The sequence below is a fragment of the Pseudonocardia autotrophica genome, from assembly GCF_003945385.1.
GTDB lineage: Bacteria > Actinomycetota > Actinomycetes > Mycobacteriales > Pseudonocardiaceae > Pseudonocardia > Pseudonocardia autotrophica.
In genome coordinates, this window is sequence record NZ_AP018920.1 from 496,547 (window position 1) to 511,804 (window position 15,258).

The window sequence follows — 15,258 nt, forward strand, 5'->3', positions numbered from 1 at the left end:
CCTGCGGTCGTGGCACCACGACCCGCCGGCCCGCCGGCAGCGGGTTCGCGCAGGTCACCGGCGCCGAGGAAGGATCGGGTCGGGGCCAGGGTCGGACTCGGCCCGACGGTGGCGGAAGCCTATGCGGGCATCTGCTCCGGTGCCCTGCAGACGACCAGTCTGGACCCGATCGAGCGGGTCGACTTGACCTCGTACGACAGTCACTTACCCGCGGACGACACTGTGATCCGGCCGACGATCCGGCCGGCGACGGAGGTGCTCAGCCCAGCGCGGTACGGGGTGCCTGCTCCGGAACGTCGCGGGAGCGGCCGAACTGGGCGGGCGGCGCCCCCGGCGATCCGGTGCTGGCCGGGCCGACCTCACCGATCCGTTCCAGCGCGGCCGCGATGTGCCGGTCGGAGACGTCCCGGTGGGTCATCAGCCGCAGCTTCCCGGCGATCGCCCCGGCCCGCACCCCGGCCTCGCGGAACGCGGCGATCGTGCCGCGCAGGTCGGCGACGTCGAGCAGGACGATGTTGGTCTGCGGCTCCCGTACCCGCCAGCCGCGTTCGCGCAGCCCGGCGGCGAGCGTCGTGGCCAGCGCGTGATCCTCGGCGAGCCGGTCGACGTCCTCCAGCGCGACCAGCCCGGCGGCGGCCATCACGCCGCCCTGCCGGACGCCGCCGCCGAGCATCTTGCGCAGCCGTCTGGCCTGCTCGGTGAACTCCGCGGAGCCGGCGACGACCGACCCGACCGGGGCGCCGAGGCCCTTGCTCAGGCAGACCGCGACGGTGTCCGCGCCGACCGTGAGCGCCCCGGGCGGCACCCCGAGCGCGACGGCGGCGTTCCACAGCCGGGCGCCGTCGAGATGCACGGACAGCCGGGCCGCGCGGGCGGCCGCCGCGACGGACGCGTGCTCCTCCGGCGCGGTCACCGTGCCGCCCGCGGAGTTGTGCGTGTTCTCCAGGCACAGCAGCGCCGGGCGGAGCGCGGCGTAGGAGCCGTGGTCGGCGGTGTCCACCGCGGCCCGCCGGACGGCGTGCGGGGTGACCTTGCCGGGACCGCCGTCGTGCGGCAGTGGCCGCGGCATCCCGCCGGCCAGCCAGGCGGCCGTGCCGAGCTCGAAGTCCAGGACGTGCGCGCCCAGCGGTGCGAGGAACGACTCGCCCCGGCCGAGCCTGCTCATCAGCGCGATCAGGTTCGCCATCGACCCGGTCGGCGTCCAGAGCGCGTCGGTGGCGCCGAGCAGGCCGGCCACCCGCTCCTCCAGCTCGCGCATCGTCGGGTCGCGGTCGAGCACGTCGTCGGCGACCTCCGCGTCCGCCATCGCCTTGCGCATCGCGGGCGTCGGGGCGGTCACGGTGTCCGAGCGGAGGTCGATCGGCTCGGCCGGATCCACGGCGGGGGCGCCACGCAGGGCGCTTCGCGATGCTCGGCGGCTGCGAGGTGACGGGCGCACGCCCATCAGTGTCGGTCATCCGCGTCCGGACCGACACGGCAGGGTCACGAAATGGTCACGGACAGGGCTGCCACCTGGGTATCGGGACGCGAAACAACTCACTCGAAAGAATGCCGCTCCGGCAGGCAGGATGACTCTCATGGCGGCCCCCGGGAAACAGACCGAGAAGGGTGAGCGGCGGCGTGCGCTGCTCGTGGCGGCAGCCGCCGAGTTGCTCGCCGAAGGCGGTTTCGACGCGATCCGGCACCGTGCGGTCGCCGAGCGGGCCGGGGTGCCGCTGGCCGCGACGACGTACTACTTCTCCTCGCTGGAGGATCTGGTCTGTGCCGGCCTGGACCGGCTGGGCAACGAGGAGCTGGCCTATGTGCGCGGCTGCCTGGACATGCGGGACGATCCGGCCGAGATCGTCCTCGACCTGATGCTCGGTCCGCGCTCACGGACCGAGGGGCTGGGTGCGGTGCTGCGCCGGTTCGAGCGGCTGATCGGATCGGGGCACCGGCCGTTCCTGGCGGGGCTGCTGCGCGCCCAGCGGGTCGAGTTCGACGGGCTGCTCGACGAGGCGCTCACCCGCACCGCGGGCCGGCGGCCGCGGCCGGGTGAGGTGCGGCGGGTGACCGCGCTGGTCGACGGCATGGTCCTGACCGCCCTGATCGAGGCCGAGCAGGATCCGCGCGGGGTGGCCCGCGAGGCGTTGCGCGAGGCGATCGGGAAGTAGTCCGTGTGAGCCGGGGCTCCCGGCCGCCCCACCCGCTCGACCAGCGATTATCATCGCGCCACGTGATCCCCAACGTGCTGGCCGCGCGCTATGCGAGTCCCGAGCTGGTCCGGCTCTGGTCCCCGGAGTACAAGATCGCGCTGGAACGACGGCTGTGGATCGCGGTGCTGCGGGCCCAGCGCGATCTGGGCATCGAGGTGCCGTCGTCGGTCATCGACGACTACGAGGCCGTCGTCGATCAGGTCGATCTCGCCTCGATCGCCGACCGCGAGCGGGTGACCCGGCACGACGTGAAGGCCCGGATCGAGGAGTTCAACGCCCTCGCCGGCCACGAGCACGTGCACAAGGGGATGACCAGCCGCGATCTCACCGAGAACGTCGAGCAGCTGCAGATCCGGCTGTCGCTGGAGCTCGTGGCCGACCGCACCGTGGCGATCCTGGCCCGGCTCGGCCGGCGCGCCGCCGAGTACGCCGAGCTGACGATGGCCGGCCGCAGCCACAACGTCGCCGCGCAGACCACCACCCTCGGCAAGCGTTTCGCCTCGGCCGCCGACGAGCTGCTGGTCGCGCACGCCCGGCTCGACGACCTGCGCTCGCGCTACCCGCTGCGCGGGATCAAGGGCCCGATGGGCACCAGCCAGGACATGCTGGACCTGCTGGGCGGCGACGCCGCGGCCGCGGCGAAGCTCGACGAGCTGGAGCAGCGGATCGCGACCCACCTCGGGTTCGCCGAGGCCTTCACCAGCGTCGGCCAGGTGTATCCGCGCTCGCTCGACCACGACGTCGTCACCGCGCTGGTGCAGCTGGCCGCGGCGCCGTCGTCGCTGGCAACCACGATCCGGCTGATGGCCGGTGCCGAGCTCGCCACCGAGGGCTTCGCCCCCGGCCAGGTCGGGTCGTCCGCCATGCCGCACAAGATGAACGCGCGTTCCGCGGAACGCATCAACGGCCTGATGGTGATCCTGCGCGGACTGTCGATGATGACCGCGGACCTCGCGGGCTCGCAGTGGAACGAGGGCGACGTCAGCTGCTCGGTGGTCCGCCGGGTCGCGCTGCCGGACGCCTTCTTCGCCCTCGACGGTCTCTACGAGACCGCGCTGACCGTGCTCGACGAGTTCGGCGCCTACCCGGCGGTCATCGCCCGCGAGCTGGACCGCTACCTGCCCTTCCTCGCGACGACCGCGGTGCTGATGGCCGCCGTGCGGGCCGGGGTCGGCCGGGAGACCGCGCACGAGGTCATCAAGGAGCACGCGGTCGCCGTCGCGCTGGCGATGCGCGAGCAGGGTCAGTCCGACAACGACCTGCTCGCCCGGCTAGCCGCCGACGACCGGCTCGGGCTGCCCGCCGGGACGCTCGACGGGCTGCTCGACGATCCGCTGCGGTTCACCGGGGCGGCGGCGTCCCAGGTCGCCGCGGTCAACGAGCGGATCGCGGCGATCACCGCCAAGAATCCGGAGGCGGCCGCCTACACCCCGGGAGGGATCCTGTGAAGCTGGTGCACTCGGGCAAGGTCCGCGAGCTCTACCTCGACGAGAGCGTGGATCCGGCGGAGCTGCTGCTGGTCGCCTCCGACCGGCTCTCGATCTACGACGTGGTGCTCCCGACGCCGGTCCCGGACAAGGGCGCGATCCTCACGGCGCTGTCGCTGTTCTGGTTCGACCGGACCGCGGATCTCGTGCCCAACCACGTGATCGGCACGCACGACGTCCCGGCCGAGTTCGCCGGGCGGGCGGTCCGCTGCCGCCCGCTGGAGATGCTGCCGGTGGAGTGCATCGCCCGCGGCTACCTCACCGGTCTCGGTCTGAAGGAGTACCAGAAGAACGGCACCGTCTCCGGCGTACGGCTGCCCGACGGCCTGGTCGAGGGCTCCCGGCTGCCCGAGCCGATCTTCACTCCCACCACCAAGGCGGCGGTCGGGGAGCACGACGAGTTCATGACCTTCGACGAGGTCGTGGCACTGGTCGGCGCGGACACCGCCGAGCAGCTGCGCGCACTGACCCTGGAGGTCTACCGGCGCGGGGCCGAGTCGGCCGCGGCGGGCGGGATCCTGGTCGCCGACACCAAGCTGGAGTTCGGTCGCGACACCGACGGCGGCATCGTCCTCGGCGACGAGGTGCTCACCCCCGACTCGTCGCGGTTCTGGCCCGCCGACTCCTACGAGCCCGGCCGCCAGCAGTTCTCCTTCGACAAGCAGTACGTGCGCGACTGGTCGGCCGACCTGGACTGGGACCGCACCGCGCCCGGTCCGGAGGTGCCCGACGACGTGGTGAAGGTCGTGCAGGACCGCTACGCCGAGGTGTACCGGAGGATCACGGGGTCGGTCTGGGAGTCGCCGGTCGGCAGCTGAGGTGTTGGCAGGGGCCGACACTGCTGGTGGAGTTCGGCTACGGCCGGCCGTCGAGTGCGTACTCGGTCGCGGCCAGGATCGTGTCCCAGGGGAGCGGGCGGTTCGACGGTGCCTGCCCCGGCTCGTGGAGGTCCCAGACGCCGGGCCCTTCGATCAGTCGCACCCCCGCGGCCCGCAGCACGGCGAGGTGTCCGGGCCAGGCCGGATGGCGGGTATGTGCGGCGTTGACCCTCGGGAACACGACGAGCGGGATCGCCGGGTTGCCGAGCAACTCGCACAACATGGTGAGCGCCTGGTTGTCCCCGATGCCCAGCGCGAGCTTCGCGACCGAGTTCGCGCTGGCCGGTGCCACGACACAGCAGTCGAGGGGAGGATGGGGGCTCCGTTCGCCGGGGGCCCGGGGGTGGACGCGCACCGGGAGCCCGGCCGCGTCCTGCAGCGTCGCCAGCTCGTCCGAGCCCGCCAGCCAGGATCCGGCGGTCGGCGTGAGCGTGACGGCCACACCCCAGCCCCGGGCCCGGGCCGGCCGCACGAACGACTCGCAGGCCGTCTCGACACCGCCCGCCGCGCATCCGACGAGCCCGACCACGGGCCCCGATCTGCTCATCGGACGACGCGGCAACGCCGGGCGAGCCCGGTCAACAACGCCCCTCGGGTGCGGGCCGGCTCGGGTGCCCTCCGGTACAGGGCGTCGCCCGATGCATGCATCGGCTCACGCTACCGCGCAGCCGAGCCCCGGCCGGCGGCGTTCACACCCCGCCGAGCGCCTCCAGCAGCGCCTGCGCCGTCGGTGCGTCGGTGACGAGCCGGTTGAACAGCCCCGCCCGCGCCCCGGCGACGATGCTCGGCACCTTCTCCGTGCCGACGGCGACGGCGATCGTCCGCGGTACCTTCCGCAGTTCATCGGGGGAGATCCGGACCATCCGGTCGCTGCCCGGGAACGCGATCTCGCCGCCGTCGGCGCGGTAGAAGTTCAGGCACACGTCTCCGGCCCCGGCGCGCAGTCCCTCGTCGTCCAGCGGCACCGAGGTGGAGATCGACTCGCGGCCGGCGGGCGGCGCCCCGACGCCGACCAGCGCGGCCTGCGCCCGGCTCCAGAATCCGGTGACCCGCTGGAACTCCGGGTCCTCGGCGAGCGTGTCGCGCATCGCCGGTGACGGCATGGCCTGGGTGAACAGGAAGTGCGGGTGCGCCTGCATCCGTTCGGCGAGCGCCCGGGTGATCTCGTTGGTCTGGTGCCACGCCTCCGGTTCGGCGACCCCGCCGACGGTCGGCACGATCTCGCAGCCGGGGAACGCGGGCAGCGCCTCGTGGCTGATCTCCCACACCGTCCGCCCGGACGACACCAGCAGCACGTCCCCGGGGCCGAGCGCGGCCTCGCGCAGTGCCTCGCCGACCGGCTCGGCGAGCATCGAACCGAGCGGGCGCGCCGCGAACGGCGCCAGCCACACCTTCTCGACACCGAGTGCGGCGGCGAGCCGGGCCGCGTCGTCGCCGCCGACCCGCAGGGTGTCCGGATCGTGCACGGTGATCCGCACGATGCCGACCCGCCGCGCCTCGGCGAGCAGCCGGGACACCGTCGGCCGGGAGACCGTCAGCCGCTCCGCGATCGCGGCCTGGTTGAGGTCGTCCAGGTAGTACAGCCGTGCCGCCCTGTGCATCAGGGCGAGATCACGGCGGGTGAACCCGCGTGGCGCCATCGCCGGTCTCCCTTCCTCACGGAGGATCGTGCCGCATCAGCATAGTGCACGTTTGTTCACCCTGGAACCGATGTGTTGACAGATGTTCACGCCGGAACGCATGCTCAGGCCAAGCGCATGCAGCAGTTCGCATGGCAGGCACCAATGGAGGTTTCGCCGTGAGCACAGGGACCCACGAGATCCCCGCCCGGATGCAGGCCGTCGTCGTACACGGCCCGGAGGACTACCGGCTGGAGGAGGTGGACGTCCCGAAGCCGGACGCGGGAGAGCTGCTGATGCAGGTCGAGGCCGTCGGCGTCTGCGCCAGCGACCTCAAGTGCTACCACGGCGCCGCCAAGTTCTGGGGCGACGAGAACCGCCCTGCCTGGGCGCAGACCGGGGTGACCCCGGGGCACGAGTTCGTCGGCCGGATCGTCGGTGGCGACGACGCCGGACTCGCCCGGCACGGCGTCCGGCTCGGCGATCGGGTCGCCTGCGAGCAGATCGTGCCCTGCGAGGAGTGCCGCTACTGCCTGCGCGGCCAGTACTGGATGTGCGGGCCGCACGACATGTTCGGCTTCCGCAACTTCAACGGCGCGATGGCCCAGTACATGCTGGTCCCGACCCGCGCCAGGGTGCACCGGGTCTCCCCGGACCTCGAGCCGCAGCACGCTGCGTTCGCCGAGCCGCTGTCCTGCGCGCTGCACGCGGTCGAGCGGGCCACCATCTCCTTCGACGACGTCGTGGTCGTCGCCGGCTGCGGCCCGATCGGGCTGGGCCTGATCGCCGGCGCCCGCGCCAAGAACCCGCGACTGCTGATCGCGCTGGATCTCGACGACGACAAGCTGGAGCTCGGCCGCCGCACCGGCGCCGACCTCACGATCAACATCTCCCGCGAGGACGCGGTCGCCCGGGTCAAGGAGCTGACCGACGGCTACGGCGCCGACGTCTACCTCGAGGGTTCCGGCGCGGTCCCGGCCGTCGCGCAGGGCCTCAACCTGCTGCGCAAGCTGGGCACCTTCGTCGAGTACTCGGTCTTCGGGTCCGACGTGACGGTGGACTGGTCGATCATCTCCGACGACAAGGAGCTCGACGTCCGCGGCGCCCACCTCGGCCCGCACTGCTGGCCGGCCGCGATCAAGATGCTGGAGGACGGCAAGCTCCCGATCTCCGACATCTGCACCCACCAGGTGCCGCTCGCCGAGTTCCAGAAGGCCCTCGACCTGGTCGGCGACACCTCCGGTGCGTCGGTCAAGGTCTCGATCCTCCCGAACGCATGAGGGGCGCGGACGTGAAGGAGACCTTCCTCGACCGGCTCGGCATCCCGCACGCACTGCGCTGGGGCTTCGTCGGCGTGCTGGTCTTCATGACCGGTAACGGCACCGAGTCGAACTTCATCTCCCCGCACATCGAGGCGGTGCTCGGCTCGCCCGAGGCCACCGTCGCGACGATCATCTCGATGTACGGCCTCGCCGTCCTGATCGCCAGCTACCTGGCGGGCGCGCTCGCCGATCTCTGGGGACCGCGCCGGGTGATGACCCTCGGCGTCGTCGTCTGGGTCGTGTTCGAGGTGCTCTTCCTGCTGAGCCTGCAGGCGGAGAGCTTCTGGGGCGTCACCATCACCTACTTCCTGCGCGGCTTCGGCTACCCGCTGTTCGCGTTCGCCTTCCTGGTGTGGATCGCCGCCGTCACCCCGTACCACCGCAACGGTGCCGCGGTCGGCTGGTTCTACGTGATGTTCACCGGTGGCCTGCCGACCCTCGGTTCGCTGTTCGCGATCGGGATGATCCCGGCGTTCGGTGGATCGACCGGCGGTGAGACCGCCGCGATGGTCGGCGCGACCGCGCTGGTGGTCGTCGGCTGGGCGATCTGCCACTTCGGCGTCCGCGAGGGGCACGCCCACCAGCGGCTCGCCCCGGCCGGCGAGAGCAACGCCCAGGTGCTCACCGCCGGGCTGCGGCTGACCGCGAGCAACCCGAAGATCCTGATGGGTTTCCTGGTCCGCCTGATCAACACCGCCCCGCAGTACGGCATGTTCGTCATCCTGCCGACGGTCATCGCCGTCGATCTCGGCTGGGGCCAGAGCCGCTGGCTGACCATGACCGTGTTCGTCTACGCGACGAACATCCTGGTCAACGCGGTCTTCGGCTGGGTAGGCGACAAGTGGGGCTGGCGCCGCACCGTGCAGTGGTTCGGCGTGTTCGGCTCCGCGGTGGGCCTGCTGCTCTGGTGGTACGTGCCGCAGGCCGTCCCGGCCGGCTCCACCTGGGGCTTCTGGGTCTCCGTCGCGGCCGGCTGCGTCTTCGGCTGCCTGCTCGCCGGGTTCGTCCCGATGGGCGCGATCATGCCCGCGCTGGCACCCGACCACAAGGGAGCCGCGATGGCCATGTACACCACCGCGGCCGGTGGCGCCGCGTTCCTGGGTGCTGCCGTCGTCGCGATCATGCTGGCGCTCGGCACCGGCAACGTCGGAGTCGTGTGGGCCTTCGTCGCCCTCTACGCGGCCGCCTTCGTGATGATGTACTGGCTCGACGTACCCCAGCGCGCGGAGGATCTGCCGACCTCGGCCGACTCCGCCGGAGTGGGGGAGCGGGCATGACCAGGATCTACGACGACCCGGCCGAGTTCGCCGACGACCAGCTCGCCGGATTCCTCGATCTCTACGCCGACCGTGTCCGAGGGGTGCACGGCGGTGTGGTCGCGCACCGCGGCGACGAGCCGCAGGTCGCGGTCGTGATCGGCGGCGGGTCGGGCCACTACCCGGCGTTCTGCGGGACGGTCGGCCCCGGCATGGCCCACGGCGCCGTGGTCGGCAACATCTTCACCTCGCCATCGGCGGCCCAGGCGTACTCCGTCGGGCGGGCCGCCGACCAGGGCCGGGGCGTGATCTTCAGCTTCGGCAACTACGCCGGTGACGTGATCAACTTCGGGATCGCGGCGGAGCGGCTGCGGGCCGACGGGATCGACGCCCGGATCGTGGTCGTCACCGACGACATCGCCTCCGCGGCCGAGGAGGAGCGCCGCCGGGGCATCGCGGGCGACTTCACGGTGTTCAAGGTGATGGGCGCGGCCGCCGCCCGGGGCCACGACATCGACGAGGTGGAACGCCTCGGCCGGGCCGCGAACGCCGCGACCCGCACCCTGGGCGTCGCCTTCTCCGGCTGCACCATGCCCGGCGAGGACGAGCCGCTGTTCACCGTCCCGGACGGACACCTCGGGCTCGGCCTGGGCATCCACGGCGAGCCCGGGATCCGCGACGTCCCGATGCTCCCGGCCCGCGAGCTCGCCGATCTGCTGGTCGACGACCTCCTGAAGGCTGCCCCGGCGGGCGCGCCCGGCCGGATCGGCACGATCCTCAACGGACTCGGGACGACCAAGTACGAGGAGCTGTTCCTGCTCTGGGGGCATGTCGCGCGGCGACTGCGCGACGCCGGGCACGAGATCGTCGATCCCGAGGTCGGCGAGCTCGTGACCAGCCTGGACATGGGCGGTTGCTCGTTGACCCTGATGTGGCTCGACGACGAGCTGGACCCGCTCTGGCGGGCCGACGCCTACACCCCCGCCTACCGGAAGGCGAGCGCACCGCTGGCCGCGCTGCGTGCCCCGAGCGGTGACGAGCTCGCCGGAGCCGAGGCGGTCGTGACCGCGCCGGAGGCCGGCGAGGCCGCCCGGCGGCTGGCCGGCACCGTCCGGGACGCGCTCGCCGCCGTCGAGTCGACGATCCGGGAGCACGAGAACGAGCTGGGCCGGATCGACGCGGTCGCCGGGGACGGCGACCACGGCCGCGGCATGCTCAAGGGCATCACCGCCGCGACCGCGCGGATCGCCGATCTCGGTCCCGAGGTCGGCGGCGGCTGGCTGCTCCAGCAGGCCGGCCAGGCCTGGGCCGAGCGGGCCGGCGGCACCTCCGGCGTGCTGTGGGGGGCCGCGCTGGAGGCCTTCGGGCGGCACCTCGGGGACACCGCCGAGTCGTACCCGGCCGGCGTCGTCGCGGCCGGTGTCCGCGAGTTCGCGAGCACCATCGAGCAGCTCGGCGGGGCGCAGCCGGGCGACAAGACGCTGCTGGACGCGCTGCTGCCCTTCACCGACGAGCTGGAACGACGGGTCGCGGCGGGCGAGGAGCTCGCCCCGGCCTGGAGCGCCGCCGGGCAGAGCGCGACGACGGGCGCGCGGGACACGGCCGAGTTGCGGCCGCGGATCGGGCGGGCCCGGCCCCTGGCCGAGAAGAGCGTGGGGACGCCCGACGCGGGGGCGACCTCGATGGCGCTGATCGTCACCGCGGTCGGACGAGTACTGGAGGGCACGTGAGCGGGAAGCTGCGCATCGTGGTCGGCGCCGACGACGCCGGGTACGAGTACAAGGAGCGGCTCAAGGCCGATCTGCAGGCCGACGACCGGGTCGTCGAGGTGATCGACGTCGGGGTGGCGCAGGACGGGCACACCGCCTACCCGCACATCGGGGTGGCGGCGGCCCGCAAGGTTGCCGACGGCGAGGCCGATCGCGCGCTGCTGGTCTGCGGCACCGGGCTCGGCGTCGCGATCTCGGCCAACAAGGTGCCCGGTATCCGGGCGGTGACCGCGCACGACCCGTTCTCGGTGGAGCGCTCGATCAAGTCCAACGACGCCCAGGTGCTCTGCTTCGGGCAGCGCGTCGTCGGGATCGAGCTGGCCCGCAAGCTCGCCTCGGAGTGGCTGGAGCACCGCTTCGACCCGCAGTCCGCATCGGCCGAGAAGGTCGCCGCGCTCGACGAGTACGAGCGCGGCTGATGTTCGACCTGACGGGACGCGTCGCCCTGGTCACCGGTGCCGCCTCCGGGATCGGCGCCGAGGTGGCCGGGGCGCTCGCCGCGCAGGGCGCCGTCGTCGCCGGTGCCGATCTCCGCACGGACGCTCTCGGTGGGTGCGCCTCGGCGCATCGGGTGGACGTCGCCGATCCGGACTCCGCCCGGGCCGGTGTGGCCGAGGTGCTCGACCGGCACGGCCGGCTCGACGTGCTGGTCAACTCGGCCGGGATCGCGCTGCTCGCCCCGGCCCTGGAGCTGGGTGTCGACGAGTGGCGCCGGACCCTCGACGTCAACCTGACCGGATCCTGGCTGATGGCCCAGGCCGCCGGGCGGGTGATGGTGGAGCAGGGATACGGCCGGATCGTGAACCTGGCCTCGCAGGCCGCGAGCAGCGGCTTGGAGAAGCACGCCGCGTACTGCGCCTCGAAGGCCGGGATCAACGGGCTCACCCGCACCCTCGCCGTGGAGTGGGGCCCGCAGGGGGTGACCGTGAACGCGGTCTCGCCGACCGTGGTCCTCACCGCACTGGGCCGCGAGGTCTGGGACAACCCTGCGGGCGACGCGCACCGCGCGGAGATCCCCGCCCGGCGGTTCGCCGAGCCGTCCGAGATCGCCGCGGCCGTGGTGTACCTGGCCTCGACCGAGGCGGCGATGGTGAACGGCGCCGAGCTGCGCGTCGACGGGGGCTTCACCGCCCGCTGACCCCGCCGCACCCCCGGGCCCCGCCGCACACCCCTCGGCCCCGCCGCACACCCGTTGCAACAGGTGTGTCGCGGGGCCAGCGGGTGTGCGGTCGGCCGGGCCTTCGTGGGTGGCGGCGCGCGGCCCGTCCGCACACCCACCCCGGGTGGGACGGCCGGTCGTTCGTCGCCGGGCCGACCCGCGCGGCTCACACCGGGTTCATCTCGGTGCGGTGTCATGGCGGGCATGGGAACGCTGCTGGTCTCGCTGTCCGGCCTCACCGACGGCGACGACGCCGACCGGGCCCGCGCCGTGGCCTTCGCCGCCGAGCTCGACCGGCGCGGGGTCCCGCTGACCCACCTGGTGCAGCCCCGCGCGGCCGGGGTGCACCCGCTGCGCCGCGGCGACGACCTGGTCCGCTGGATCGCCGGCCGGATCGGCGCCGGCGACGACCTGCTGCTGCACGGCTACGACCACACCGCCGACCCGGTCGGGGCCTGGCAGAACGGTTCGGTCCCGCGGATCGGACGGCGCACCGAGTTCGGCGCGCTGCCCCGGCACGAGGCGATGCTGCGGCTGACCGCCGCCCGCCGGATCCTCACCGCCACCGGGCTGTCGGCCGACGGTTTCGCGCCGCCCGGCTGGATCGCGTCGGCGGGCACCGTCGAGGCGCTGCCCGAGCTCGGGTTCACCCTGTGTGCGGACGAGGCGACGGTGCGCTCCACGATGGCCGGCGGACCGATCCTGCGGGCCAGGGTGCTGACCTTCCGCAGCTCCGAGCCGTGGCTGCGGGCCGAGCGTGCGACGGGTGGCCGCCGCACGCTCGCGCAGCAGGCGCTGCGCCTGAGCAGGCGCACCGGTGTGGTGCGGATCGGTCTGCGTGCCAAGGACCTGCGCAAACCGCACCGGGTCGAGGCCGCGCTCGACGCGATCGATGCCGCGCGCGGCGCGGGTGCCGTCGGATCGGTGTACCGCGCGGCGCTGCCGGCGTCCGCCGCGGCGGCGTAGCACCGGCGTACCCAGAGGTTGTCCCCAGAAGTTGTCCACAGTGTGCGTACCCTGTGGACAACTCGGGTCACCTGTGGATGGATCAGCGGCGGTACTCGCCCAGCACGCAGAACTCGTTGCCCTCGGGATCGGCCAGCACGGTCCACGGCTGGTCACCGTGCTGCCCCACGTTGATCCTCGTCGCACCCAGCATCAGCAGCCGGGCGACCTCCGAGTCGCGCACGCCGTCCGGCTGCAGGTCGATGTGCATCCGGTTCTTGGTCCGCTTGCCCTCGGGCACCGGCACGAAGGTGATCCCCGGGGCGCCGCCCTGGGTGGGGCGGATGGAGAACTCCCGGCGTGCGGCCGTCACGACCTCCCAGTCGAGCGCCTCGGCCCACCAGCGCCCCAGCCGTTCCGGGTCGCGGGCGTCGAGGACCACCTGCTCCCATCTCATGCCCATCGGACGCACCTCGCCGTTTCCCGGCCGGCGGCCGGTGCGGGGCACGACTGGCCCGCCGGATCCTGTGCGTCGCTGCGGTGCATACGACCAGCATCCCCGGTCCGGGCCCACTCGTCCGAGCGGGTGACGTAGGTCGTTGCTCACGTGCCACCGGGCGGGGTCCCCGCCGGGTACCGATGAGAACGACGTCCGGGCCGGGTCCCATGCCGTATGGACACGTGCACCCTCGATCTCGACGACGCCGTCATCACCTATGACGTGCACGGCCCCGATCCGGCGCCGGGCGACCGTCCGCTGCTCGCGATCGGCCAGCCGATGGACGCCACCGGGTTCCGTGCGCTCGCCGCGCAGCTGCCGCAGCGCCGGGTCGTCGCCTACGACCCGCGTGGGATCGGGCGCAGCACCCGGCGGGACGGCCGTACCGACCACGACCCGCACGTGCAGGCCGCGGACGTGCACGCGCTGATCGGCGCGATCGGCGGGCCGGTCGATCTGCTGGCGAGCAGCGGGGGCGCGGTGACGGCGCTGGCCCTGGTCGCCGCGCACCCCGGCGACGTTCGTGTCCTGGTCGCACACGAGCCACCGCTGATCGGTGAGCTCCCGGACGCCGGCGCCGCCCGGCGGGCCTGGGACGGGGTGCGGGAGGCCTACGACGCGCGGGGATCCGGCGCCGGGATGGCCGCCTTCATCGCACTGACGTCGTGGTCCGGCGAGTTCACCGACGAGTACTTCGCCGCCGGATCACCGGACCCGGCGCAGTTCGGCCTGTCGGACGCCGACGACGGCTCCCGCGACGACCCGCTGCTCTCCGGTCGTTCGGACCCGGTGTTCAGCCACGTCCCGGACGCCGCCGCGCTCGCCGCCGCACCCACCCGGGTGCTGATCGCGGTCGGGGAGGAGTCCGGGGACACGCTCACCGCGCGTACCGCCCGGGCGCTCGCGGCCCGGCTGGGCCGGCCGGCGGTGCGCTTCCTCAGCCACCACGGCGGGTTCGCCGGTGGCGAGTTCGGCCACCAGGGCGACCCGGCCGGGTTCGCGGCCCGGCTGTGCGCGGTGCTCGGGGGCGGCGGCTGACCGGGCACCGGGATCAGCCGGTGGTGTGCGCCCGCAGCACCGACCGCTCCTCGTCGGCGGTGAGCCCGGAACGCCGGTTCCGGGCGACCCCCAGCTCCCGCTCCCGGTCCAGCGCGGCACGTGCGGTCTCGCCGACCGGCCGGGTGTCGAGCCCGGCCGCGAGGGACGCGCTGACGTCCCGGTCGGCGATGCCCCAGTGCGACTCGGGCAGCCACAGCGGGAGCGACCGTGGCCCGGCCCAGATCGCGACGTCCTCGGAGACCAGCGTCTCCGCGGGTACCCGGACCAGGTCCAGGTCCGGGGCGCCGACGGCGTCGGCGATCTGTTCCAGCACCCGGGCCAGGGTGGAGCGCGGCCCGGTGCCGTCGAAGGTGCCGGTGGCGCCGTTCGCGGCGGACCGCACGATCCACTCCGCGAGGTCCCGCACGTCGACGATCTGCATCGGATGCCCCGGAACGTCCGGTACGACGGCGCGCCCGCCCCTGGCGAACCGGTTCGCCCAGTACCCGAAGCGGTCCGACAGGTCCCCGGCCCCGCAGATCAGCCCGCCGCGCACGATCAGCGCACGGTCCCCGACCCGGTCGAGCACGGCCTGCTCGCTCGCGACCTTCGTGGCGCCGTAGACGTCCGGGTCGTCCGAGTCCTGGTCGGGATGGGTGTGCATCGGGGCCAGGGTGGCCTGGTCGACGGTCCCGCCGCGCACCGACGGATCGGCGTAGGCGTTGATCGACGAGACGAACGTCCAGTGCGCGGCCTGATCGGCGAGCGCGTCCAGGGCGTCCCGCACCCAGGGCGCCGACATCGTCGCGACGTCGATCACGGCGTCGTACCCCCGGCCGGACGGCTCCCCGGCCAGCGCCGCCGCCAGCGCGCCGGGCTCGGACCGGTCGGCCTTCACCGTCGCCGCGCCCGGCGGTGGCGCACCGGAGACTCCGCGGGATACGCAGGTCACGGCGTGTCCGGCGGCGAGCGCCGCCTCGGCGATCGCGCGGGAGAGGAAGACCGTTCCGCCCAGGATCAGAATCCGCATACCCGATGGTGGGGCCCGGCACGCCGGGCTGTCACCACCCTTCGCCGTGGGACGGGGGAAG

At 73.5% G+C, this 15,258-nt stretch carries 15 protein-coding genes; 10 read left to right on the top strand and 5 right to left on the bottom strand.

The genetic code is table 11. From position 1 onward, the window contains the following. Positions 1–259: 259 nt before the first annotated feature. Complete coding sequence (locus Pdca_RS02430) at positions 260–1,444, bottom strand: threonine aldolase family protein (RefSeq protein WP_085913604.1); 1,185 nt, start codon at positions 1,442–1,444, stop codon at positions 260–262. Between the two features lie 133 nt (positions 1,445–1,577). On the opposite strand from Pdca_RS02430, the gene Pdca_RS02435 reads away from it, so the two are divergent. The 3 genes from Pdca_RS02435 to Pdca_RS02445 all read left to right on the top strand — a co-directional run bounded on the left by Pdca_RS02435 (position 1,578) and on the right by Pdca_RS02445 (position 4,500). Further along, positions 1,578–2,153, top strand: a complete 576-nt coding sequence (locus Pdca_RS02435) for a TetR/AcrR family transcriptional regulator (RefSeq protein WP_125911209.1) — start codon at positions 1,578–1,580, stop codon at positions 2,151–2,153. Between the two features lie 62 nt (positions 2,154–2,215). Next, positions 2,216–3,643: an adenylosuccinate lyase gene (gene purB / locus Pdca_RS02440; RefSeq protein ID WP_174824300.1), complete on the top strand. Its 1,428-nt coding sequence runs from the start codon at positions 2,216–2,218 to the stop codon at positions 3,641–3,643. Beyond that, the gene (locus Pdca_RS02445; RefSeq protein WP_085913601.1) at positions 3,640–4,500 is read left to right on the top strand and encodes a phosphoribosylaminoimidazolesuccinocarboxamide synthase; all 861 of its coding nucleotides are present in this window, start codon (positions 3,640–3,642) and stop codon (positions 4,498–4,500) included. Before purB ends, Pdca_RS02445 begins: the two co-directional genes overlap by 4 nt. 37 nt (positions 4,501–4,537) lie before the next feature. Here Pdca_RS02445 and Pdca_RS02450 read toward each other — a convergent pair whose 3' ends face one another. Both Pdca_RS02450 and Pdca_RS02455 read right to left on the bottom strand, forming a co-directional pair. Continuing rightward, the gene (locus Pdca_RS02450; protein ID WP_174824301.1) at positions 4,538–5,107 is read right to left on the bottom strand and encodes a flavoprotein; all 570 of its coding nucleotides are present in this window, start codon (positions 5,105–5,107) and stop codon (positions 4,538–4,540) included. Between the two features lie 142 nt (positions 5,108–5,249). After that, positions 5,250–6,200, bottom strand: coding sequence for a sugar-binding transcriptional regulator (locus Pdca_RS02455; RefSeq protein ID WP_085913599.1), 951 nt, complete (start codon positions 6,198–6,200; stop codon positions 5,250–5,252). A gap of 158 nt (positions 6,201–6,358) precedes the next feature. Here Pdca_RS02455 and Pdca_RS02460 point away from each other — a divergent pair, with 158 nt between their 5' ends. The 6 genes from Pdca_RS02460 to Pdca_RS02485 all read left to right on the top strand — a co-directional run bounded on the left by Pdca_RS02460 (position 6,359) and on the right by Pdca_RS02485 (position 12,651). Further along, entirely contained in the window at positions 6,359–7,459 is a 1,101-nt protein-coding gene (locus Pdca_RS02460) for an alcohol dehydrogenase catalytic domain-containing protein (protein WP_269462832.1), read from the top strand. Further along, on the top strand, positions 7,456–8,778 hold the full coding sequence (locus Pdca_RS02465; protein WP_085913597.1) for an RbtT/DalT/CsbX family MFS transporter: 1,323 nt from the start codon (positions 7,456–7,458) through the stop codon (positions 8,776–8,778). The genes Pdca_RS02460 and Pdca_RS02465 overlap by 4 nt, the downstream gene beginning before the upstream one ends. Continuing rightward, positions 8,775–10,487 carry a dihydroxyacetone kinase family protein gene (locus Pdca_RS02470; protein ID WP_085913596.1) on the top strand — a complete coding sequence of 571 codons (1,713 nt, stop codon included), beginning with the start codon at positions 8,775–8,777 and terminating at the stop codon, positions 10,485–10,487. Before Pdca_RS02465 ends, Pdca_RS02470 begins: the two co-directional genes overlap by 4 nt. After that, positions 10,484–10,945 (top strand): ribose-5-phosphate isomerase, encoded by a 462-nt coding sequence (locus Pdca_RS02475; protein ID WP_085913595.1) that lies wholly within the window; start codon positions 10,484–10,486, stop codon positions 10,943–10,945. Before Pdca_RS02470 ends, Pdca_RS02475 begins: the two co-directional genes overlap by 4 nt. Next, entirely contained in the window at positions 10,945–11,664 is a 720-nt protein-coding gene (locus Pdca_RS02480; RefSeq protein ID WP_085913594.1) for a GolD/DthD family dehydrogenase, read from the top strand. The genes Pdca_RS02475 and Pdca_RS02480 overlap by 1 nt, the downstream gene beginning before the upstream one ends. Positions 11,665–11,889: 225 nt before the next feature. Further along, the gene (locus Pdca_RS02485; RefSeq protein WP_158092196.1) at positions 11,890–12,651 is read left to right on the top strand and encodes a DUF2334 domain-containing protein; all 762 of its coding nucleotides are present in this window, start codon (positions 11,890–11,892) and stop codon (positions 12,649–12,651) included. Between the two features lie 82 nt (positions 12,652–12,733). On the opposite strand, the gene Pdca_RS02490 is transcribed toward Pdca_RS02485, so the two are convergent. Beyond that, on the bottom strand, positions 12,734–13,093 hold the full coding sequence (locus tag Pdca_RS02490; RefSeq protein ID WP_085913686.1) for a VOC family protein: 360 nt from the start codon (positions 13,091–13,093) through the stop codon (positions 12,734–12,736). 210 nt (positions 13,094–13,303) lie between these two features. Between Pdca_RS02490 and Pdca_RS02495 the strand changes: the two genes are divergently transcribed. Beyond that, positions 13,304–14,167, top strand: a complete 864-nt coding sequence (locus Pdca_RS02495; RefSeq protein WP_085913592.1) for an alpha/beta fold hydrolase — start codon at positions 13,304–13,306, stop codon at positions 14,165–14,167. A gap of 13 nt (positions 14,168–14,180) precedes the next feature. Here the strand turns inward: Pdca_RS02495 and Pdca_RS02500 are convergent, their stop codons facing one another. Next, positions 14,181–15,197 (bottom strand): NAD-dependent epimerase/dehydratase family protein, encoded by a 1,017-nt coding sequence (locus tag Pdca_RS02500; RefSeq protein ID WP_085913591.1) that lies wholly within the window; start codon positions 15,195–15,197, stop codon positions 14,181–14,183. Between the last annotated feature and the right edge of the window lie 61 nt (positions 15,198–15,258).

Excerpts from the sequence above, each read along its gene's own strand:
- Pdca_RS02500 (WP_085913591.1), bottom strand. The coding sequence starts at position 15,197 with ATGCGGATTCTGATCCTGGGCGGAACGGTCTTCCTCTCCCGCGCGATC.
- Pdca_RS02450 (WP_174824301.1), bottom strand. The coding sequence starts at position 5,107 with ATGAGCAGATCGGGGCCCGTGGTCGGGCTCGTCGGATGCGCGGCGGGC.
- Pdca_RS02480 (WP_085913594.1), top strand. The coding sequence starts at position 10,945 with ATGTTCGACCTGACGGGACGCGTCGCCCTGGTCACCGGTGCCGCCTCC.
- Pdca_RS02485 (WP_158092196.1), top strand. The coding sequence starts at position 11,890 with ATGGGAACGCTGCTGGTCTCGCTGTCCGGCCTCACCGACGGCGACGAC.
- Pdca_RS02465 (WP_085913597.1), top strand. The coding sequence starts at position 7,456 with ATGAGGGGCGCGGACGTGAAGGAGACCTTCCTCGACCGGCTCGGCATC.
- Pdca_RS02470 (WP_085913596.1), top strand. The coding sequence starts at position 8,775 with ATGACCAGGATCTACGACGACCCGGCCGAGTTCGCCGACGACCAGCTC.
- Pdca_RS02495 (WP_085913592.1), top strand. The coding sequence starts at position 13,304 with ATGGACACGTGCACCCTCGATCTCGACGACGCCGTCATCACCTATGAC.
- Pdca_RS02430 (WP_085913604.1), bottom strand. The coding sequence starts at position 1,444 with ATGGGCGTGCGCCCGTCACCTCGCAGCCGCCGAGCATCGCGAAGCGCC.
- Pdca_RS02455 (WP_085913599.1), bottom strand. The coding sequence starts at position 6,200 with ATGGCGCCACGCGGGTTCACCCGCCGTGATCTCGCCCTGATGCACAGG.
- Pdca_RS02435 (WP_125911209.1), top strand. The coding sequence starts at position 1,578 with ATGGCGGCCCCCGGGAAACAGACCGAGAAGGGTGAGCGGCGGCGTGCG.
- Pdca_RS02490 (WP_085913686.1), bottom strand. The coding sequence starts at position 13,093 with ATGGGCATGAGATGGGAGCAGGTGGTCCTCGACGCCCGCGACCCGGAA.